Origin of the sequence: Streptomyces bobili (assembly GCF_002154575.1) — a bacterium.
Taxonomy (GTDB): Bacteria; Actinomycetota; Actinomycetes; order Streptomycetales; family Streptomycetaceae; genus Streptomyces; species Streptomyces bobili.
In genome coordinates, this window is the sequence record NZ_MUBA01000812.1 from 1 (window position 1) to 1,838 (window position 1,838).

The window sequence follows — 1,838 nt, forward strand, 5'->3', positions numbered from 1 at the left end:
CCTCGGGTTCGACCGGCGCCCCCAAGGCCGCGATCTGCACCCAGGGCAGGCTGGCCGCCGCCGGCCGCACCCTGGCCGGCCAGTTCGCCGTACGCCCCGACGACGTGCACTACGTCTGCATGCCGATGTTCCACGGCAACGCGGTGATCGCCGACTGGGCCCCCGCCCTGGTCGCCGGCGCGGGCGTGGCCCTGCGGCGCCGCTTCTCCGCGTCGGCGTTCCTGACGGACGTAAGGCGTCACCGGGCGACGTACTTCACCTACGTGGGCCGGGCGATCCAGTACGTCCTGGCCACCGAGCCCGGCCCGGACGACCGGGACCACCGGCTGAGGCTCGGGTTCGGCACCGAGGCGGGGGCGGTGGACGCGGCGGCGTTCGAGCGGCGGTTCGGGGTGCGGCTGGTGGAGGGATACGGGTCGTCGGAGGGCGGCGCGGCGATCCGGTGGCGGCCCGGCACTCCGTCGGGCGCGGTCGGACCGGCGACCCCCGGCCTGGTCGTGCTGCACCCCGAGACGCACGAGGAGTGCCCGCCGGCCGTCCTCGACCCGGCGGGCAGGCTGCTCAACGGCGACGAGGCGATAGGCGAGCTGGTGAACCGCGGCCCGAGTCCCTTCGAGGGCTACTGGCGCAACCCGCAGGCCGAGTCCGAGCGACTGCGCGCGGGAGGGGAGTACTGGACCGGCGACCTCTTCTACCGCGACACCGACGGGTTCCTCTACTTCGCGGGCCGCACCGACGACCGGCTCCGCGTCGACGGCGAGAACCTCGCCGCCGCGATGATCGAGAACATCCTCGCCCGGTACGAGGGCGCGGAGGCGGTCGCCGTGTACGCGGTGCCGGACCCTGTGACCGGGGACCAGGTGATGGCGGCGCTGGCGGGCGACTTCGACCCCGCGGACTTCGCCGGGTTCCTGCGCGCGCAGCCGGACCTCGGGACGAAGATGGCGCCCCGGTTCGTGCGGGTGGTGCGGCGGATGCCGGTCACGGCCACGAACAAGATCCACCGGGCGCTGCTCAGACGGGAGGGCGTGCGGTGCGCGGACCCGGTGTGGTGGCGGCCACCGGGGGAGGAGGCGTACCGGAGACTGACCGGGGAGGACGCCGAAGGGCCCCTCGTCTCTCCACGGGAGGCCCTTTCGCACGGGGGTGTGGGTGGCGGAGCCCCCACGACGCGCGGCGAAGCCGCGCAGAAATGACGATGGCGGCCCCTGTTCGCGCTTTCTGCGAACAGGGGCCGCCATCGACATGGTGCGCCGCCAGGGACTCGAACCCCGGACCCGCTGATTAAGAGTCAGCTGCTCTAACCAACTGAGCTAGCGGCGCATGACTCTCGCCCTCCGCCTTCGGCGGCTGGCGACGAAGAAAATACTACCTGGTCCGTGGGAGTGCTCCGGACCAGGTAGCAGGGCCGCCGGCGGGCCCCTTTCTAGATGGCGAGCGAGAGCAGAACCTGCGTCGCGCTCCTGTTCAGGGTGTCGGCGGCCTGGCGCAGCCGGTGGGCGTGTTCGACGGGCAGGGACAGGGCCAGGCAGCCCGCCGTGGAGCCGGCCGTGATCGGTACGGCCGCGCAGACCGTGCCGACGGCGTACTCCTGGAGGTCGAGCACCGGGGCGGTGGGCGGCTGGGACTCCAGGCGGGAGAGCAGCAGTTTGTCGCTGGTGATGGTGCGCGAGGTGAGGCGGGCCATCTTGTGCCGGGAGAGGTGGTCGCGCCGGCCGTTGTGGTCGAGTTGGCCGAGGAGGCTCTTGCCGGCCGCGGTGGCGTGGGCGCAGGAGCGGAAGTCGACCCACTCGTTGACCGCGGGCGTGGCCGGGCCGTCGGCGTACTGGGTGACGGTG

At 73.1% G+C, this 1,838-nt stretch carries 2 protein-coding genes and 1 tRNA gene; 1 reads left to right on the forward strand and 2 read right to left on the reverse strand.

The features are described 5' to 3' along the window. Nucleotides 1-1,196: AMP-binding protein (locus BZL64_RS37840; protein WP_086773473.1), on the forward strand; the 1,196-nt coding region annotated here is incomplete at its 5' end. A 50-nt stretch (nucleotides 1,197-1,246) separates the two neighbouring features. On the opposite strand, the gene BZL64_RS37845 is transcribed toward BZL64_RS37840, so the two are convergent. After that, nucleotides 1,247-1,323: transfer RNA gene (locus tag BZL64_RS37845), tRNA-Lys, on the reverse strand. 103 nt (nucleotides 1,324-1,426) lie between these two features. After that, nucleotides 1,427-1,838, reverse strand: a 412-nt coding sequence (locus BZL64_RS37850) for an IclR family transcriptional regulator C-terminal domain-containing protein (RefSeq protein WP_244205797.1), incomplete at its 5' end; no start/stop codon positions are given.